General features: G+C 44.1%; 13 protein-coding genes and 1 pseudogene. 3 read left to right on the top strand and 11 right to left on the bottom strand.

Going from position 1 to position 18,778, the window contains the following annotated elements; all coding sequences use genetic code 11:
• Positions 1-124 precede the first annotated feature (124 nt).
• The 8 genes and pseudogenes from NYE72_RS15030 to NYE72_RS14995 all read right to left on the bottom strand — a co-directional run bounded on the left by NYE72_RS15030 (position 125) and on the right by NYE72_RS14995 (position 11,264).
• Positions 125-1,951 (bottom strand): sensor histidine kinase, encoded by a 1,827-nt coding sequence (locus NYE72_RS15030; RefSeq protein WP_076144147.1) that lies wholly within the window; start codon positions 1,949-1,951, stop codon positions 125-127.
• Complete coding sequence (locus tag NYE72_RS15025) at positions 1,951-2,976, bottom strand: response regulator (RefSeq protein ID WP_036677877.1); 1,026 nt, start codon at positions 2,974-2,976, stop codon at positions 1,951-1,953. The genes NYE72_RS15030 and NYE72_RS15025 overlap by 1 nt, the downstream gene beginning before the upstream one ends.
• Positions 2,977-3,147: 171 nt before the next feature.
• Entirely contained in the window at positions 3,148-4,011 is an 864-nt protein-coding gene (locus NYE72_RS15020; protein WP_038570993.1) for a carbohydrate ABC transporter permease, read from the bottom strand.
• A gap of 18 nt (positions 4,012-4,029) precedes the next feature.
• Complete coding sequence (locus NYE72_RS15015; RefSeq protein WP_051491014.1) at positions 4,030-4,923, bottom strand: ABC transporter permease subunit; 894 nt, start codon at positions 4,921-4,923, stop codon at positions 4,030-4,032.
• Positions 4,924-5,102: 179 nt separating this feature from the next.
• Complete coding sequence (locus tag NYE72_RS15010) at positions 5,103-7,463, bottom strand: glycoside hydrolase family 95 protein (RefSeq protein ID WP_244886486.1); 2,361 nt, start codon at positions 7,461-7,463, stop codon at positions 5,103-5,105.
• Positions 7,464-7,633: 170 nt separating this feature from the next.
• Positions 7,634-9,349: a hypothetical protein gene (locus NYE72_RS15005; RefSeq protein ID WP_052097033.1), complete on the bottom strand. Its 1,716-nt coding sequence runs from the start codon at positions 9,347-9,349 to the stop codon at positions 7,634-7,636.
• A gap of 387 nt (positions 9,350-9,736) precedes the next feature.
• Positions 9,737-10,720, bottom strand: a pseudogene (locus NYE72_RS15000) (aldo/keto reductase).
• Between the two features lie 157 nt (positions 10,721-10,877).
• Positions 10,878-11,264, bottom strand: a complete 387-nt coding sequence (locus tag NYE72_RS14995; protein ID WP_339212016.1) for an NAD(P)H-binding protein — start codon at positions 11,262-11,264, stop codon at positions 10,878-10,880.
• 156 nt (positions 11,265-11,420) lie between these two features.
• Here NYE72_RS14995 and NYE72_RS14990 point away from each other — a divergent pair, with 156 nt between their 5' ends.
• Entirely contained in the window at positions 11,421-12,326 is a 906-nt protein-coding gene (locus NYE72_RS14990) for an AraC family transcriptional regulator (protein WP_339212015.1), read from the top strand.
• A 463-nt stretch (positions 12,327-12,789) separates the two neighbouring features.
• Here NYE72_RS14990 and NYE72_RS14985 read toward each other — a convergent pair whose 3' ends face one another.
• Positions 12,790-14,286, bottom strand: coding sequence for a glycoside hydrolase family 43 protein (locus NYE72_RS14985; RefSeq protein ID WP_339212014.1), 1,497 nt, complete (start codon positions 14,284-14,286; stop codon positions 12,790-12,792).
• A 143-nt stretch (positions 14,287-14,429) separates the two neighbouring features.
• On the opposite strand from NYE72_RS14985, the gene NYE72_RS14980 reads away from it, so the two are divergent.
• Together NYE72_RS14980 and NYE72_RS14975 are read left to right on the top strand one after the other, a co-directional pair.
• Positions 14,430-15,293, top strand: coding sequence for an AraC family transcriptional regulator (locus tag NYE72_RS14980; protein ID WP_339212013.1), 864 nt, complete (start codon positions 14,430-14,432; stop codon positions 15,291-15,293).
• A 713-nt stretch (positions 15,294-16,006) separates the two neighbouring features.
• Complete coding sequence (locus tag NYE72_RS14975) at positions 16,007-17,137, top strand: glycosyltransferase family 61 protein (RefSeq protein WP_081388157.1); 1,131 nt, start codon at positions 16,007-16,009, stop codon at positions 17,135-17,137.
• A gap of 76 nt (positions 17,138-17,213) precedes the next feature.
• Here NYE72_RS14975 and NYE72_RS14970 read toward each other — a convergent pair whose 3' ends face one another.
• Together NYE72_RS14970 and NYE72_RS14965 are read right to left on the bottom strand one after the other, a co-directional pair.
• Complete coding sequence (locus NYE72_RS14970; RefSeq protein WP_339212011.1) at positions 17,214-17,939, bottom strand: RibD family protein; 726 nt, start codon at positions 17,937-17,939, stop codon at positions 17,214-17,216.
• Positions 17,940-17,951: 12 nt separating this feature from the next.
• Complete coding sequence (locus NYE72_RS14965) at positions 17,952-18,698, bottom strand: SDR family oxidoreductase (RefSeq protein ID WP_339212009.1); 747 nt, start codon at positions 18,696-18,698, stop codon at positions 17,952-17,954.
• Between the last annotated feature and the right edge of the window lie 80 nt (positions 18,699-18,778).

Raw genomic sequence — 18,778 nt, 5'->3', positions numbered from 1 at the left:
TGGATTATTATGGGATGTGTTTTTTTGTGATCGGTTGCCGTTATAAAAAAAGGCCATCCCAAAAAGTCCGCGGCTCGGACCTCAGGACAGCCTTTTGATCCTCGTTCTCTTCGGCGAGTAGCGCCTATGCGTTAAGCACTTGATGTTCCTTCCTTCCGGAAATCGGCATTCTCATGATCATGCGTGTTCCCCATTCTGGACTGCTCTCTACGTCAACACCGCATTCTTCCCCGAAGACAAGTTGTATCCGGCGGTGAACATTTTGCACACCGATGCCGCCTGGGCTTCCTTTACCTTCCTCCACATCGGCGAGTCGATTTTCGCTCAGTTTGAGGCGAAGTTCTTCAAGCCGCTCCGGGGTCATCCCGCTGCCATTATCCGTAATGCTGACCCAGAAGATATCGCCATCCTCTCCAGCATCAATCGTAATCGTGTGATGATCTTCAACACCATAACGAAAAGCGTGCTGGAACACATTTTCCACAAGTGGCTGTAAGGTCAGGCGGACCATTTTGCGCAGAAGCATTTCAGGCTTTATCCGCACATCGATATCAAACGGCCTTCCGATCCGGTGATTGATAATGACCATATAATGGATGACATGCTTCAGCTCATTGGCCACGGTTATCTCTTCAAGATTGGTGCGCACCGAATAATGCAGCATGTAGGACAGGGCTCCGACAATTTCTGATATTTCATCTGAATCCTGAATTACTGCATAGCAGACCACCGTTTCGAGCGTATTATATAAAAAATGGGGGTTGATCTGTAACTGTAAGGATTGGAATTCGGCCTTCTGCCGCTCGGCTTCCACTTCCTTGTTCTTCAGTTCTGATTGATACACGGTGTCCACAAGCTCTGACAGGCGCGTTACCATCAGATTGTAACGAACGATAAGCCCAGTGACCTCATCCTGGCTTTTCGGAAGGGAGATTAATTCCCAATTTCCTTTTTCGGTCTGGCTCATTCCTTTCATCAGTGTACGGATTGGTGTAGTAACAGACTTACCAAATCGGCTTGCCAGAAACAGCGCTATCATAAATGTCAAAATCGCGACAGCAATAATATAATTCCTGATGGTAATTAGCGGCTTTTGCAGCTGAGTGTCTGGAATGGATACAACCAGATGCCAACCGGAATATTCCGCATTACGGCTGATATAAGATTTTTCCACTCCCTCTGCCGAGCTGCGGAACATCGCATCTCCTGCTAACTCAATTTGCTTGCCAAGACTATCGGGAATCAACGTCCCTACTTTGTTTTGATCGTTATGATATTGAATCCTGCCTTCGCCATCTACAATAAAAAAATAGCTTTCGGGACCAAGATCGATCCCTTTCCATAACGTGGAGAGCTCCTGCGCTTTGACTTCGATGCCTACAAATCCTTTCATCTCTGGTGACTGAAGGCCACGAATGCTGCGGATTAAGGTCAACATCGGCGTTTGATCCCCACGGATACTGTAATTGATTACATTCAACTGTCCACTGACATCTGTATGTTCTTTGAAATACCTGATCTGTCTAGCGGTGTCTTCCTGTGTAAAAGATGGCGCTGAACCGCCATTATAATAATAAAGCGCATTTCCGGAATACCCGATAATATATAAGGCTTCAATCTCGGGATTGCGAATCCATACTGGTTCGACAATTGCATCGCGAATATCGGTCGTGTAGCGGTAATTTTCATATTCCTCACGGTCTGATGATAGGTCAATATATCTTTTAACTCTCAAATCCGTTAGTAGCGCCACGGTCGACCGTTGATAGGATGAAATATAGAGATTGGTATGATGAACTGCATTATTTACGATCTGAATCATTTGGTTTTCAGTGCTTGCCTGCAATTGCTTGGCAGAAATGCTGTAGAAGGAAATCCCCAGCGCTGACAGGGAAAGTAAGATGACAATGGTAAAATAAAATAGCAGCTTCCGGCTGAGGGTTGCTCTCATTATTCAATGCCAAACGAAGCACGGTATTCCGAAGGTGACACACCCACGAGATTTTTAAACGTCTTCGTAAAATGGGGATAATCCTCGTAACCTACATGAATCGAGATATCACTGATTGTCATGGTAGGTACGGCAAGAAGTCTGCGCGCTTCCTCCATTCTTCTTCGGATCCGGTAGTGTACGAAGGTTTCCCCCGTCATTTTTTTGAATAATGCGCTGAAGTAGGTGCGGGCAAGTCCCACCCGTTTGGCTACTTCTTCTAACGACACATCCTCAGCCAAATGTTTATCAATGAAAGCTTTTGCTTCTTCAACCGGGTCCTTATAGTTGCCTTTGCGAGTAAGTTGCAGCTCCGCAAGTATACCGTTTATTATCGCGACAAATGCTAACATCGTTTCTTTTTTCGTATTGGCGGCTTTCACATCTCCACAGCACCGGGACTGAGGCTTCCAGCCTCGGCGTTCCAAGCGATCTACGACCATTTGTAGACAATCATTCAGGACTGCATCCATGCTAAAGACGTTCAACCCTTCAAATAAACCGGATGTTTCTCTGTCATCAAGCAGACGGTTTGTCTCATCACGTTGCAGCAGCCAGATATGTTGTTCCAGCTGTTCGGCCCAATCCACGTATTTATGAACAGGAATAATGTTGCCTGTCATTCCGGATATAAGTTCTCTCAGCATATCATGCACATCCTGCTGGAGAACCGGCTTTAACAAATATCGCTTAACGCCGTATGCCATTGCTCGTTGAGCATATTGAAAGTCATTGTACCCGGAAATGACTGCCACCTGGACATGACTGTAATCACGGTGAATTCGTTCACATAAATCAAGGCCATCCATCCGCTTCATGCGCAAATCTGTCAGCACTAAATGCGGTTCTAGCTTTTGGATAGTTTCTAAGGCTGCTTCGCCATCGTCGGCTGTATAAATCGCGGTGAATGAGACCGGATAACGCTGGACCATCTTCACCAATCCTTTTTGAATGACAGGCTCATCTTCTACAATCAATACTCGCACTTGTATCAAATCCCTTCCGGAATGGAATCAGAATCAGTTGTCTTGTGGTATGAAATTGATTTGAAGTTGCGATCATTGGCAACGCTTCCATTTTTGAGTTTGGATTATATCTTACCATATTTTGATAAGCAGATGGCTGTTTCTTTTAAAGGATGATGCAAGCTGGTTGATTTAAGACTTAATAGATCCGATTAACATCCCTTTGATAAAATACTTTTGCAGAAACGGATACACGATAATAATCGGTATGACGGAGACGACAATAACTGCCATTTGCACACCTGCCGGAGATACTTCATTTACGTTTTCTAATAAGCTGCCCGCTTGCCCAAGGTCGTTACTCAGTACGATTTCCCGAAGCCGCAGCTGAAGTGGATAAAGCGCTCGTGTATTGATAAAATACAACGCCGATGAATAAGAATTCCAATGGGATACCGCGTAGAACAAGCCCATAGTTGCCATAACAGGTTTGGACAAAGGAAGGATGACGCTCCACATCGTGCGCAGCTCTCCCGCTCCATCCATTCGCGCGCTGTCTATCAGTTCAGTAGGCAGGGCTGAGAAAAAAGAACGCATGATGAACAGGTTATATGCACTGATGGCCGATGGGATGATTAATACCCATAAAGAGTCGATCAAGTGCAAGTTTTTGATGACCATATAGTTCGGTATGAGCGGAGCGTGAAATATCATCGTAATTAGGATTAAAATCAGAACTCCTTTGCGCATCGAATATTCGGATCTGGATAAAGGATAGGCCAGTGATGCAGTTAAAATCAGATTAATAACTGTTCCGACAACTGTAATAAATATACTTACCATGAAAGCTCTCCAGATGGAGGTATCCCCAAGAATAACTTGATAATTCATAAGCGTCCAATCTACAGGGAATAGCTTAACCTCGCCTGCATTAATGGCATGAGTGCTGCTAAATGATTTGGCGAGCACATGCAGCAGAGGGAAGATCATCAAGCACCCGACCAGCATCAGAAATATATAGTTAAAAACGTCAAACAGGCGACCTTTATTTTTCATTTACTCTTCGACTCCTTTCTAGTAAAGTCCATCCCCTGATGCTTTTTTGCTAAGCGTATTCCCGATCATGACTAGCAACAGTCCGACGACCGATTTAAAGAGGCCTATAGCTGTTGTATAGCTGTATTGCTGATCAATAAGACCCACTCGGTATATATACGTATCGAGAATATCTCCATTGGTCTCATTAAGCGAATTGATAAATACAAACACTCGCTCGAAGCCAAAATCAAGGAAGTTACCGATATGAAGCAGGAACATAATCATGATGGTGGGCAAGATCGTCGGGATCGTAATGGATAAGGTTTGTTTCCACCGATTTGCTCCGTCAATCCGGGCCGCCTCATACAGCTCGGGATTCACAGCTGCGAGTGCGGCTAAATAAACAATAGTTCCCCATCCACTGTCTTTCCATATGCCTGTTCCAACCAGGATGGTACGAATATACGAGTCCTCGCCCAGAAAATAAACGGAGTCGAGCCCAAAAGCATTTAAGATCTGGTTCACGATACCTGTCGTTGGGGACAAAATGCCGATCATAATCCCCCCAATAATGACCCATGAGAGAAAATGGGGCAAATAAACGACGGTCTGCAAAATCCGTTTATAGAAAGCTTTTCTCACTTCATTAAGAAGGAGGGCGAATATTATGGGAACCGGAAACGCAAAGACCATATCATATAGGCCGATCAGGATAGTATTTTCAAGAATTCTCAAAAACTCTGGATAGGTGAACATCCGCCGGAACTGATCAAGGCCAACCCAAGGACTGCCTGTAAAACCTTTGAATATGTTGTAGTTTTGAAAGGCCATGATGGAACCCGCCAAGGGTAAGTATTTAAATACGATAAAAAAAATAATGCCCGGCAGTGAAATGAGATATAGCGCCTTATATTTGCGCAAATTGGTCATTCTTCTTTGGAATGGGGAAAGATCTGGCCTGCTCGCTGGCAATGCGGCTGGCACTTGTTGTGGCATAAATATCGCTCCTTTGGTTGCAGTTTGGATTTTGTTGTATGGCTAATGTTAATCCAATATCCAGGTCTTCAAAATGGAGATTTTTCGGCTTGCCTGTGTTTTATTACGATTGACTATTGTGCACAAATCTTGCGGGACTTCCCTGCAACTGAAGAAAAAGTATATTCAAATCCCTGACCATCGCTAATAAGAGATTGTTCTGGCAGATCAAGCGGAACAGCAGACCAAATTCGATATTCAGCGGTTAACGTAGAGTGAATCGTCGCTTCATCAAGCTTTCCTTGGCTCCAAGAAAGATCAACGGTAAAACCACCTCTTGCTCTCATTCCCCTTATGCTGCCTGAAGCCCACTCCTTAGGAAGGGCAGGTAATAGTCGAAGTTCTCCTCGGTGGGATTGCAGCAGCATTTCTGCTACGCCTGCTGCTCCACCAAAGTTTCCGTCTATTTGAAAGGGTGGATGGCAGTCTAAAAGATTCGAATACGTGGAGGAGGCTAAGAGATTAAGTAAATGCTCGTAGGCTTCCGCACCCATACCGAGACGGGCATAAAAGTTGACGATCCATGCCCTGCTCCAGCCGGTATGGCCTCCACCTCCGTCAAGACGGCGTTCAAGCGTTCGTCGGGCTGCTGCGGCAAGCTCAGGGGTGTGCCTCATGTCAATCTGTTCACCCGGATGTAATGCGAACAACTGAGAAATATGCCGGTGACCTGCGTCTTGCTCTTCGTAGTCAAACAGCCATTCCTTAATCTGTCCATGACTGCCCACACTCGGCTGTGGAATGTGTTCAAGCGTCTCATGTAGTTCAAAGAGAAACATTGTATCTGCTTCTCCAATTATTGATGCCGCTTCCGAACAGGCGGAAAGCATTGCATATGCGATTTGCAAATCCATAGATGGTCCCATACAGAGGCTGCCGCTGCTTCCGTCCGAAAGAAGGAAGCGGTTTTCAGGGGAGACCGAAGGCCCAGTAATCCGTACACCACCCTCCTCTACCATGTAATCAAGCAGAAAAATCGCTGCTTCCTTCATCACTGGATAGGCCCTTTCCTTGAGAAAAGACAGGTTCAGTCCAAACCGGTAGTGTTCCCACAAATGAAGGCATAACCAAGCAGCACCCATTGGCCAGACCGTACAGGTAATTAGGATGCCTTCAGGTCGGGTTTCCGCCCATAAGTTAGTGTTATGATGAGCAACAAAACCGCGACAGCCATACATTTCTTTTGCCGTTTCTTGACCGTTCAACTGCATCCGTTCGATCAGATCAAACAGCGGTTCATGGCATTCAGCCATATTTAGGACTTCGGCAGGCCAGTAATTCATCTGGAGGTTAATATTAATTGTATATTTTGATTCCCATGGCGGGGTAAAGCTATCATTCCATATGCCTTGCAGATTAGCAGGCAACGTACCTGGTCGAGAACTGGAAAGCAATAGGTAGCGCCCATACTGCACATATAGTGCAACTAGTCCTGGATCACCAAACTCATTGGAATTGCTTCTTTCATCTTTTGCTTGCTGTAACCGCAGTAATCGTTTATCGGTAGGAAGCTCGGCGTACGGGTCGCCATCCCTTGTTAAATCGATTGAAAATCGAGCAAACCGGGACTTGTATTCCTCCTTATGCCGCTTTATTAGAGTTGCAAAAGACTGAGCCGTGGCTTGATCCAATTGCTCCAGACAGGCTTTTTCAGGTTGATCCACACGAAAGGTACTCTGCGCTGCCAGCATAAGGGTGACGGAGTCTGCTCCCTCAATAGAGATGAAATCCCCTATGAGCCTCTGGCGGCCTCCTTGTTGAACTGCCCTTAGTGCTGTGCAAAAGCGAACACCATCCGCTCCGCATTCCCCATTCATTAGAACTGTGTTTGCAGGACCAGTACTACAGCCGGTATCGAACGGACGACGCATAAGATTCGCAGCCAACGTGATCTTGCCAAGTCTGTCAGCTGTCAATCGGACTACTAATACACCGTCCGGTTCACTTACAAAATATTGCCTGTAATAGCGAACCCCGCCACAACGGTACGACACCGTAACAACCGCTTGCTCCAAATCGAGCTCCCGCTCGTATTCTTCAATAACCTCACTGGAATCCAGAAACTTCAAAATCAAATCGCCAAGTGGCTGGTACGGCTGTTCATATTTTGGTGAAGCAGTCATAGCCATTCGAGCCAAATGTTCTGCCTCCGCCTGCCTGCCGTCTTTCAGCATTTGCCGAATCTCCGTCAAATACGGCTGAGCTGCAGGATTAGCTGCGCGTCCAGGGCCGCCGTACCAGATTGAATCTTCGTTAAGCTGGATTTTATCTTGGCCGATCATACCAGACACCATCGCCCCAAGGCGCCCGTTTCCTATGGGAAGAGCCTCATTCCAATTTGACGCCGGGCTTGTATACCATAATCGAAGACGTTCTGATTCCCGCATGGTTGCCGGTAATGCCACCTCTTGTTTCGCTCGTCTTCTTTCACTCAACTCTTGTTCACCTGGCCTTTCCTATTTTCAGGTCATATCATTCGTCAGTAACTCCACTTCTTATGCTACTCTTGATTCTGATGTCTCTCCATGGCATAGATTGTTAGGGGTTGTGTTTTTTTATGATCCAAACTAAAAAGGATGCGGAAGATTCCGCACCCTACTGTAAATTATTTTTTTATATTACTGAGCGCATTTCGACCTAAACGTTCCATCAGCTGCTGCTTGTAGAGACTATTAATGACGACATGTTGACCGCAACTGCACCAATATCCATCTTCACGGGGCCGGGGATCATAATCGTTAGGAACCAGTCCGGGTACCTTGCTACCAACATGGCCAATGGCGTAGTTTTGAGCGGTTGGTGGCCGCTGTAAAGTGAGTTCTCCTTGCGTATTCCAGGTTACATAATTCGCGCCTGCCCAGCCATGTCCGCTGCCTAACCACGCCCTATCCCGAATAGAGATGGGAGCTTTGATATTATCGAACAGGCCTCCGACTGACCAGCGATGATGAGGCTCACTGGTGTTATAATTGTTAACAGCTTCCCCATCCAGAAATACATTTGGCCCCGGTACCCAGCTATCGACGGTGAAAGCATGCCGCGCCGTTTCTGTATAAATACGTTGAGCGAGATTTAGCTGGCCCATCTGATGTATGACATAACGGCGACCCCCAGTAACCATACTGATCATATCGTACATTTGACAATCCTGAACCGTAATCCATTTGGAATAACGCTTCATTTGAACGAGAGAATAGGACAGATGGTAACCCGTCACATCTCGAACCCAGCCATTCTTCACACTGTTGAATACGACAAAACGCTCAGCATGCTTTTCGTCCGCATAATAAGGATCCGTTGTATCGTTATCCATCTTAATATCTATAATGCTCGGGTCAAAATCGGACTCTACCCTCATATTCTCTACCCCCACCTGCTGAATGCGGGCATGGTCTGTATATTTATAGATCTCTCCGCCGCCCCACTGAAGTTCGATAGCATTCGCTAGTGGGGCATCGACCGTAATCGCATTACCTACAATAGCAGTGATGACTCGGTCAAAATCCAGATTGAACGGTGACCATTGGGTTACGGTTCCACCCGGGCGCTTATATATGTTATCCATGCCAATTTCGTGAATCCAGTTTTTATCACCTATTCTGCGGACTATGATCTGATCGCCTACACGATAAGCATTCCCGTCTTCTACATGGAAAGTGCACGAGCCTGAGGGTACATACAAATCTGAAATCATCCGTTTCGAGTTGCTGTCCAGCATAAGATCTGCATTTTCACCAATTTCAATTAAATTTCGTGGTTTCGCTCCGGTACCATAGATAATTGTGCCCTCTTTGTCCTGACCTTCGCCGCGAAGGACGATCCCGCTTGCTTTAATGAATAACGTGCCTCCGATTTCATATCTGCCTTTTTTCAACAGGATCGCTCCGCGGAATCCGTTCTTATCGAGCGGGAGCTTGGCCAACTGGTCAATCGCAACCTGAATACGTTCCGTCGCGTCTCCGTCTAAGGGTAGAACGGTCGACTTAACGGGGATATTCGGGATTTCAACACCGCCACCCCTATAACCCGCATTGGAAAAATCTAAGATCCGATTACCTCGATAATCACCGATATACATCATCATTCCATCGTTACCAAGGAAAGCAATTGGGCTCTGTCCCGCGGGGATGCTCTTTGGATCCAGCACGGTAAAATAATATGAGTCATACTGAGGAGCTTTTCCGTCCTGCTTGAGGGTCATTCGCAGTTCATAAGTACCCAGTTGTTCTGCCGTGCCTAACGGTGTCCATTCCATTAACGAGTCTTTGACCATAGGAGTCTCAGGCAAACTATCAACCAGCTTCGTTCTATCAAAAATCAATTCACCGGCAACCCTTCCGTCAACACACGATGTGAAGGAAACCGTCGGATAACCCTCCCTAGGCTTGAGGATAGCTGGTTGACCAATTTCAGTAGTCATGTGCGTATGCTTTAACGTGGAATTAATAATAAAGAGTTCACCTCCTTTTCTATATTCACTCTCACATGTCGGATACATATTACCTTGGCTAAAGAAGAATTAACATGTCATTTTTATTGATTGGAATGTGTTTTCTTATTCACCTATTTAAGCAAACCCTTGCACCCGCATGATGCTGAGCAACGATTAAGCCAAACTAAAGATAAGATTCTAAAGGCACTAAATAAGAGATGAAAGTTAACTTAGATAAAAAAAGGCGCGATCCCAAAGGGCATCACGCTTTTTTATCTAGCTTAGATTTCCTATAACTGGGTGTGGCACATAAGGCTCTTCTAGTCTCGCTATATCACTTGGCTCCAGCGTCACTAATAACGCTGCAACGGCGTCCTCCAGATGATTAGGTTTGGTTGCACCAATGATAGGCGATGTTACTGGCTTTTTTTGCAGAACCCAAGCAAGCGCAACTTATGCACTTGGAATCCCCCGCTTAGCCGCAATTTCGGCAACTACCTCAACAACCTTGCGGTCAGCTTCAGCCATTTTTGCATAAAATGCCTTTCCGACTTCGTCTATCTCTGAACGAGCTGTTTGTTCATTCCAATCACGGGTTAGTCGGCCTTTAGCAAGCGGACTCCATGGGATCACACCGATTCCTTCTTCCCGGCAAAGAGGCAACATTTCCCGTTCTTCTTCCCTGTAGAGTAGATTTAAGTAATTTTGCATAGAGACAAATTTAGTCCAACCATTTCGCTCAGCAACATGCTGCGCCTGCAAGAACTGCCATGCATACATAGAGGACGCTCCTATATATCTAACTTTCCCTGCCTTTACTACGTCATGAAGTGCCTCCATGGTCTCTTCGATGGGAGTGTCATTATCCCAACGATGAATCTGGTATAGGTCCACATAATCCGTGCCCAGCCGTCTTAGACTGTTGTCTATTTCGGTCATAATCGCTTTGCGTGAAAGTCCTGCCCCATTTGGTCCCTGATGCATCCGGAAAAACACCTTTGTCGCAATGACTACCTCATCCCGGCGAGAGAATTCTTTTAAGGCACGTCCGACAATTTCTTCGCTAGTTCCGTCAGAGTATACATTAGCCGTATCAAAGAAGTTGATCCCAAGCTCCAGTGCTCTTTTAATAAAAGGTCTGCACTGCTCCTCATTCAGCGACCACAGAGCCATTCCACGTTCAGGTACTCCGTAACTCATACAGCCAAGACAAATTCTAGATACGTCCAAACCAGTACGTCCAAGTTTTATATATTCCATTCGCTTGTGCCTCCTTTAGATTTTGGGTTTGTTTACTCCTAAACTGCGGCGAATTTCCATATCTGGTGACTCGGCCAATTTAACAACTAATGCAGCCACACTTTTTCGCGACACTTCTCTCCCTTTAAAAGGTTCACCTTTCTGAGTCGTCTCGTAGTCAAATGATTTCTACTGATTTTCGATATGGATCCAATATACTGCTGTACTTCTCTCCGGGAACTTCATCGTAAATGCCCATTGAGCTTATAAAAATCAATCGTTTAAGACCAGTTGTATTCATTGCCTCTACGATAGATCTAGACATTCCTTCCAAATTACCAGCCAGAATGGCATAAACAACATCATGCCCGATCATCGTTTCTTTTAATTGATCACTATCCATAACGTCCCCTTCAACTACTCGAGCACGGCTGGATGTTATATAGCTTAATCTGTCCGAGTTGCGAAGATATAGAGTTAACTGAGCATCGGTTTCGTTCAAGAATAAATCAATCGCATGACGAGCAATTCCACCGTTAGCGCCTAAGATCAAAACATTGCTCAATTTCAAAACCCCTTTCTTAGTTCTAATTATGCGATGTATGAAGTTGACACCGTTATCTCAATTATCTTAAATGATTGCCTATTCCTCTCACTAGCACTAACACAAAAGATGCTTTTACTTTATAATTGAGTAAGAATAAAACATTAGGAGGAGCACATGTCTGAAGAATTACTAGAGCGGAAAGAAGAACTCGCCAGATTGATTGAACATCATTCGTGCCAGGATGGAGTATATGAGACCGCTATCCCCTCATTGTTTGTGATTCGTAACTCCAACGTGACCGAGCCAGTATACAGAGTATACAAACCTTCTTTATGTTTCATTGCGCAAGGAACAAAGGAGATCATACTGGCCAAGGACCGTTTTGAGTATGGTCCCGCAAATTATCTAATATCATCAATGAATTTACCGGTTATCGGTCAGATTATAAAAGCTTCTCCCAATGCACCCTATTTAAGCTTTAAGCTAGAATTTACGCAGAGTCAGATATTGAAGGTACTAAATGATTCCGAATTTAAACTCGCTCCGAAAGAAAATGCTAAGCGAGCTATGTATGTCGGGCAGATAGAGTTATCACTATTGGATGCGATCCTGAGATTGGTACGTTTGCTGGATGATGCCAAGGACATTCCGTTTTTGGCTCCGATTTATACTGATGAAATTCTATACCGGCTTCTGCAGGGACCATATGGAGTTACACTCGCACAGATTGCGATGGAAGGAAGCAGCACCTACCGCATTCGGGAGGCCATCGAACAGATTATCGAGAACTGTGATAAACCTTTGCGCATTGAAGAGCTTGCTGAAACAGCCAGTATGAGCATTTCTTCGTTCCATAGACACTTCAAAGAGGTAACTGCCATGAGTCCTATACAGTTTCAAAAGCATCTGCGCTTACAGGAAGCTCGCCACCTTTTATTATCTGAATCAGCGGATGCAGCGGATGTCGCGTTTCGCGTTGGCTATGAAAGTGCATCACAATTCAGCCGCGAATATTCACGGATGTTCGGTTCACCACCTAGAGCAGACATCAAGCGTTTGAAGGAAGATATGCTCATTTGATAAAAGCGTGCTTCATTCACAATATGGAACTATCCGCTAAACACCAACATGTATAGGTAACCTTTGCGCACACGCTGATTCTATCGGGTTTATCGCTAATGAGCTTATTACTATCGGACCCAGAGGACCTTAAACGCAGTAATATCTCACATTTGGGATGCTAAAGGACCGCATAGCTGCTATTGGCTCAAAAAACGCTCAATCTGAATCGCTTTCGAAGTAATAGCTGCAATGGGGTCCGAAACTAAGCTCAAAAAGGGATAAATACGCAAATAACGTCCTCTGAGTCCTTAAGCCCAAGAGGTTTATAAATACAAGCTGAGGCAAACAACCAACGACGACAAAAAAACAACGACAACCAAAAAACACAAAGCAGCGATTCATCCATACTTGGAGAATCGCTGCTTTGTGTTTTCCACAAGCTAACACTGCTTTTTCTGACGAACACATAGCCGACCGCTTTTTATTTCTTTTGATAGCTAAACCAATCATAATAAGCAGTTGTTTGATTAGGAGAGTAGCTATACATACCGAAAAATACTCCAGTAAATCCGCCTGCGACTTCAGTAGATATCAAGTGTGTCTCGGCTTCGCCAAGCAGATGCCATATTTGATCCACACCTCGATAGTAAAACATATATTTTTCAGGTAATGCCTGGATTCTAAATTCTACCGCCGTGCCTTCGAAAGGCGAAGAGTATGCCACATCGCTTATGCTCCCTACCTGTCTGCGTAGTGTAATAACATTTTCACCTTCCATTTGCGTTAGTCCAATTGCGTAGTGATACTTCTGATCCATAAAAACTACAAGACCAGCTTCGTCACCATCAAGAGGGCTAAATTCCATTTTGGTGGTAATTTCACAATTCAAATGCCGCTGTCTACAGCCAATAAAAGCAGGCGTTCCCTTCTCATTTAATCTCACATCTGATCCACGTAAAGCTAGCCACCCTCCCCGTTCCTGCAATGACCAATCCACCTTATTAGCATTACGAATGAAATTCCAGCTCATTCTTAGGTCAGATTGATTAAAATCGTCGGTTTCAGGCTCTTCTTCCCACGGCATTGGTGAAGGCAGGTCAGCTTCCATTTCTAATCCAACCACTCCGTTATCCCCAATCATTGGCCAACCCTCCTCCGTCCACTGAACCGGAGCCAAATATGTCTCTCTGCCAAGATGATGACGGTAAGGATAACCTACTGGTCGAATCCCCAGAAATACCGCCCACCAGCTACCATCCTGTGCTTCAACTAAATCGGCATGTCCTGTAGCTTGAATGGGGTAATCTGAACTTCGATGAGTCAAAATCGGATTGTGAGGAGACGATTCATAAGGCCCATATGGCGATTTACTTCTTGCAATAGTCTCCATATGTCCATATTCTGTCCCACCTTCTGCACACATCAAATAATAGTAATCGTTTATTTTGTAAAGATGTGGACCCTCCGGGAATTTCCCTCCGCTGCCAGTCCAGATCAAGCGTGTATCGCTAAGCTTATGGCCCGTTTCAATATCAATCTCACATTGGTAGATCCCCATCCCTTGCTCGGAGCCTGTGCTTGTGAAATAAACCTTTCCATCATCAAAAAACAAGGAGGGATCAATACCTTCCTGCTCCACATAAAGTGGATCCGACCATTCACCTGCCGGGTCATCCGCCCAAACGTAGAAATGACCTCCGCTATCCTGATTTGTCGTAACCATATAAAAACGACCGTTATAATAACGAAGAGTCGGCGCCCACACACCTCCGGAAACCACTGATTCATCAAATTGAAGCTGATTCTCACGAGTCAAACAATACCCAAGCTGCTTCCAATGCACCAAATCCTTGCTGTGCCAAATAGGTATTCCCGGAGAATAGGCAAATGAACTGTTTACCAGATAATAATCCTCGTCTACTCTGCAAATGCTTGGATCTGGATAAAACCCCGGGATAATCGGATTGTTATATTTCATGTAGTATTCTCCTTCTCTATCTTAATCACTGAAACCTATGTCAAGGATTATACTGCTTCAGCTGGATAGAAAGCCTTGATTATTCGGTCCTAAAATAGCATGATATAGACATTCATCTAGACAAGCTTTTGGAGGGTAACGAGTTGAGTGAATTTTATTTAAAATGGTTTACATCTGATCGTCAATTTCCATTTTTTATTCAATACGGCTATCACGACAAAGACACCGATTTACATAGACATGCGGACTTTTCAGAGCTCGTAATTGTATTGAGTGGCACAGCTACACATATTGTTAATACTGAGGAGTCTTTTATCAAAAAGGGAAATGTGTTTGTAATTAATGGTTCGACCCCGCATGCTTTTAAAGATCCTCAGGATTTCAAGATCTGCAATATTATGTTTCAGCCTGAAATGCTATCGACAGCTGGGCCAGATTTGCGGACATCCAACGGCTTTCAAGCATTATTTGTGTTGGAACCCCTGTATCGTCATAAACATTCCTACACAAGCAAACTCAGCTTGCCGATTCCTAACCTGGAGTATGTCTCTTTTCTCATAGCGGGCATGATTGAAGAATATCACAACAAGCTACAGGGTTATCAGACCATGCTGGGCTCCAAGTTTATGGAACTGGTTGTCTATTTGTCCAGACATTATGACCAACAGGAAAAAGGGATTCAAGGGAACCATCTGATGCATTTGGCGAATGCACTCTCATATATGGAAGATCGTTATCTTGAGCCCTTAACACTGGATCAGATCGCCAAACATTCGGACATTTCAGTCAGACACTTAAACAGGATCTTTCGCTCCTACTATCAGACAACCCCGATCGCTTATCTTCATCGTTTACGTCTGGAACGGGCTTGCGGACTATTAAAGCATTCTAACCTCAGTATCACCCAAATCTCACATGAATGCGGGTTTAGTGATAGCAATTATTTTACCCGCCAATTCACCAAAATCTATGGGATGTCACCTAAGGTCTATAGGAACAAGCTTTGAGGGTAAAAAAAGAACACCAGGCAGCGATTCTCCTATTGTTGGAAAATTACTGTCTGGTGTTTTTGGATTAACCAGCTTACCTGATCAGATTATGGGCAAGTGAATATAAACAAACTAATGGTCCGCATATCGCTTATAGCAAACCTTGGAATGTAACCGATCGGAATGCCCTCTCCGTATTCTCTTAGTTCTGTGTCTTAATCGAATCTGGGAGATAACTGCATTCTATACACTTATTCCGTACGGAAAAGGAACCTTCATACTTTAACTGCATTCTATACAACTAAAAACGATCAAATCCACCTATTGGGTAGAAAATCAAGGAAATAGATGTACGAAGTACACTTATATCCCCGAGCTGAGTGATTTGAAGGAATATAGTTGTACGAAATGCAGTTAAACGTTGGTACACATCGCATCCATCGGCTATCTATTCAGCGTTAGCGTGCTCGTCGCTTATTAGTTAATAAGTTAATTCATACCAACAATGGAACATATGTCTTTTCCAGAAACGCAATTTCTTCATAGGTTAACGCATATATTTAGATTTTTGGATCTGATCTGTTTCTGTGCGATGAGTTGTTTCTGCTCAGTCTCACGTAAGTCTTCTTGTTCATCCGCCTCTTTCCGAGTAAGCCTGTGTCCAAAGAATCTTCATTTCATAAAATAGCTTAATAAGGTTTCTGCGCTTCTACTTGGGAATATGAGGTGACATGATGTTATTTTCTGCACAAGGGGTACCACCCCAAGGATATTACCAAAGCATCTGGGACTTTACTTCCCACAACGAAAACAGTACAAAGGAAGCTGGGAATGTCGTTCCTTTTGACTTCGGACGGGCGGCTGAGTTCAGAGCGCCCAAAAGCATTGAAACGAGTATTGCTCCAGCACTAACACCTTATTGTTTAGAGCCATTTGGCGGATACGTAGCCACCATTTCCAGAGGGAAGGTATGGGGAGAATCTGGTGCCCTTCTAACACCAGAAGGGAAATTGATCTTTGATCTTTCCCAAGAATATGATGCCGAACAATACAAGATGCTTGAAGCAGATGAGCACCCAGTGTTTCACCGGTGGAACGATCCTCAGCTTCAACATTTTGCCGGGACCGCGGCGGTGTTAACATTTTGCGGAGCCCATAACTATTTTCATTGGATGTATGATGTGCTTCCTAGATTAGCGATGCTTCAATCGAGCGGAATCACTTACTCCACTATTATCATGAATCCAAATCCGTATGGACCCTTTGTGGAACAAACGTGGGCCATGCTTGGGATATCCGAGTCATTGGTGATCCGGACGAATTCAGAAGCATATGTTCAGGCTGACCAGCTACTTGTCCCTTCCTTAATGATGAATTCACATTATCCTCCTTGGACCACGGATACACTGCGGAGATTTTTGTTACCGCATAGAGAAACAACACTAGTCACTCCAGAACGAATTTATATCTCACGAAAAAAAGCAAGCTCAAGAAGGTTGGTTAATGAAGATGATGTCATCCGCTGCCTAGAGAAATTTAATATCGTACCGATTTGTCTAGAAGACTGGACGGTTGCCCAGCAAATCCAATTATTCGCCTCAGCGAAAGTAATCGTAGGTCCGCATGGTGCTGGACTCGCTAATCTGGCTTTTTGCCAGCCTGGAACACTGGTCATTGAAATTTTCCATGCCCAGCATGTTGTTCCAACCTATTGGATGATCAGCAACCATAATAATCTCGAATATTATATGGTGTACGGGCAAGGTGTAGCAGATCCTGCGATTCGTTTTCCAGGACTGGAAGACATCTATGTGAACGTAGATCGTCTGAAACAAACGATGCATCTGGCAGGCTTGGAATGAGAAGCTTGCTTACTACTTTCTCGAATTCAAAAAGCGCAAAGCATATTTTGCTTTGCGCTTTTTAAGAAACATAGATTTAATCACGCCGTGTTACATACTTCAACCATAGCCCATCATCCGCAAGTTTTTCTACACTTTTTAAGCTGAAATTTGCTGAGGGCTGTTGTTTCATAGATGAATCCATTTCAAATAAGGTCACAGAATTAGAGGCTCCATCTACGATGGGAACAATAACCAAGCTTAACTCATCAATTAAGTTTTCGTTCAGGAAAGAGCCGTTTAAAACGCCCCCACCCTCCAGCATCAATTCATCGATTGAGAATAATTGTTTCAGCTTTCTCACGACTACAGAAAAATTCAATCGTTCTTTTCCACCGAATATATATGAGATTCCTAGATTTTTCAGATAAGCTAGATAAGCATCAGATACCTGTTCTGTAAGCACTTCAATGATATGATGCTCTGTTCTATTGTGACTTCCTTCTGAAATGTAGTTTTTGGTCCAGCCCAGTTTTCCCGAGGGATCTACAGCTACTGCATATGTTGAGGCATCATTTTGAGCGATAAAGTCTGTTCTAGGAATGCTTGAAGTGTTACTCTGCTCTAATTCTAATTTATTGCCTAACGTAAAATTTTCCTCCATGGTAATCCTGCCACATATCCAAGCTTTACATCCATAACGATCATGAATGTTTTCGTACTCATCAATAAAATAGGCAGTCCGTTCTTCATCCAAGTAATCTCCGATGGTTTTACCATCCAATGAGATAAGCATATGGCAAATAATATAGGGCCTGTCCATAACGACCCCCTTTTAACCTACTTGAACTGTTGGGCGAATAATCATTTCATTGATAGCCACATCTGAAGGTTGCTCAATGGCAAATGTGATGGCACGAGCGATGCTGTCTGCATCAATGGCTATTTTGTAAAATTCATTCAAGCCAGCTTTTGACTCTGCATCTGAGGTAGTATCTAACAATTCGCTGCTGACGGCTCCTGGAGAAACATTGGTAACACGAATATTGGTTCCACTCATCGCTTCTTCTTGACGAAGCCCTTCAGAAATTGCTCTAACCGCATGCTTGGTGCCACAATATACTGTACCCCCTGGGTAAATGTTATGGCCAGCAACCGATGATAAGTTAATAATATGACCAGATTTTTGCTCTCTCATTGATGGGAGAACAGCTGCAATCGCATATAAAACCCCTTTGATATTTACGTCAATCATTTGATCCCATTCATCCACCTTTTTCTTAAAAAGAAAAGCTTGTGGCATGATTCCCGCATTATTAACTAATACATCAATTTTGCCAAACTCTTTAAGTGCACAAGCAGCCAGTTCTTCCATTTGTGCTTGGGAAGTCACATCTGTCACTTTGTAGATGGCTGTTCCACCACTTTGTTCAATTTCTCCTTGAAGCTTTTGAAGACGTTCCTCACGACGAGCGGCTAGGACAAGCTTAGCACCTTTAGAGGCTAGTTCTTTCGCGGCGGCTTCCCCAATCCCACTAGAAGCACCTGTAATAATTACGACTTTATCTTTGATATTTGGCATGTGAAAAAACACCCTTTCGATATTGTATATTGATTTATTAATAGACTATAATCTATTATTATAAACAGTTACAGAATACA

The sequence above is a fragment of the Paenibacillus sp. FSL L8-0333 genome (assembly GCF_037965665.1).
Classification (GTDB): Bacteria; Bacillota; Bacilli; order Paenibacillales; family Paenibacillaceae; genus Paenibacillus_AQ; species Paenibacillus_AQ odorifer.
The sequence above is the reverse complement of the archived record's forward strand: the minus strand, read 5'-3'. Positions and strand labels throughout refer to the sequence as shown.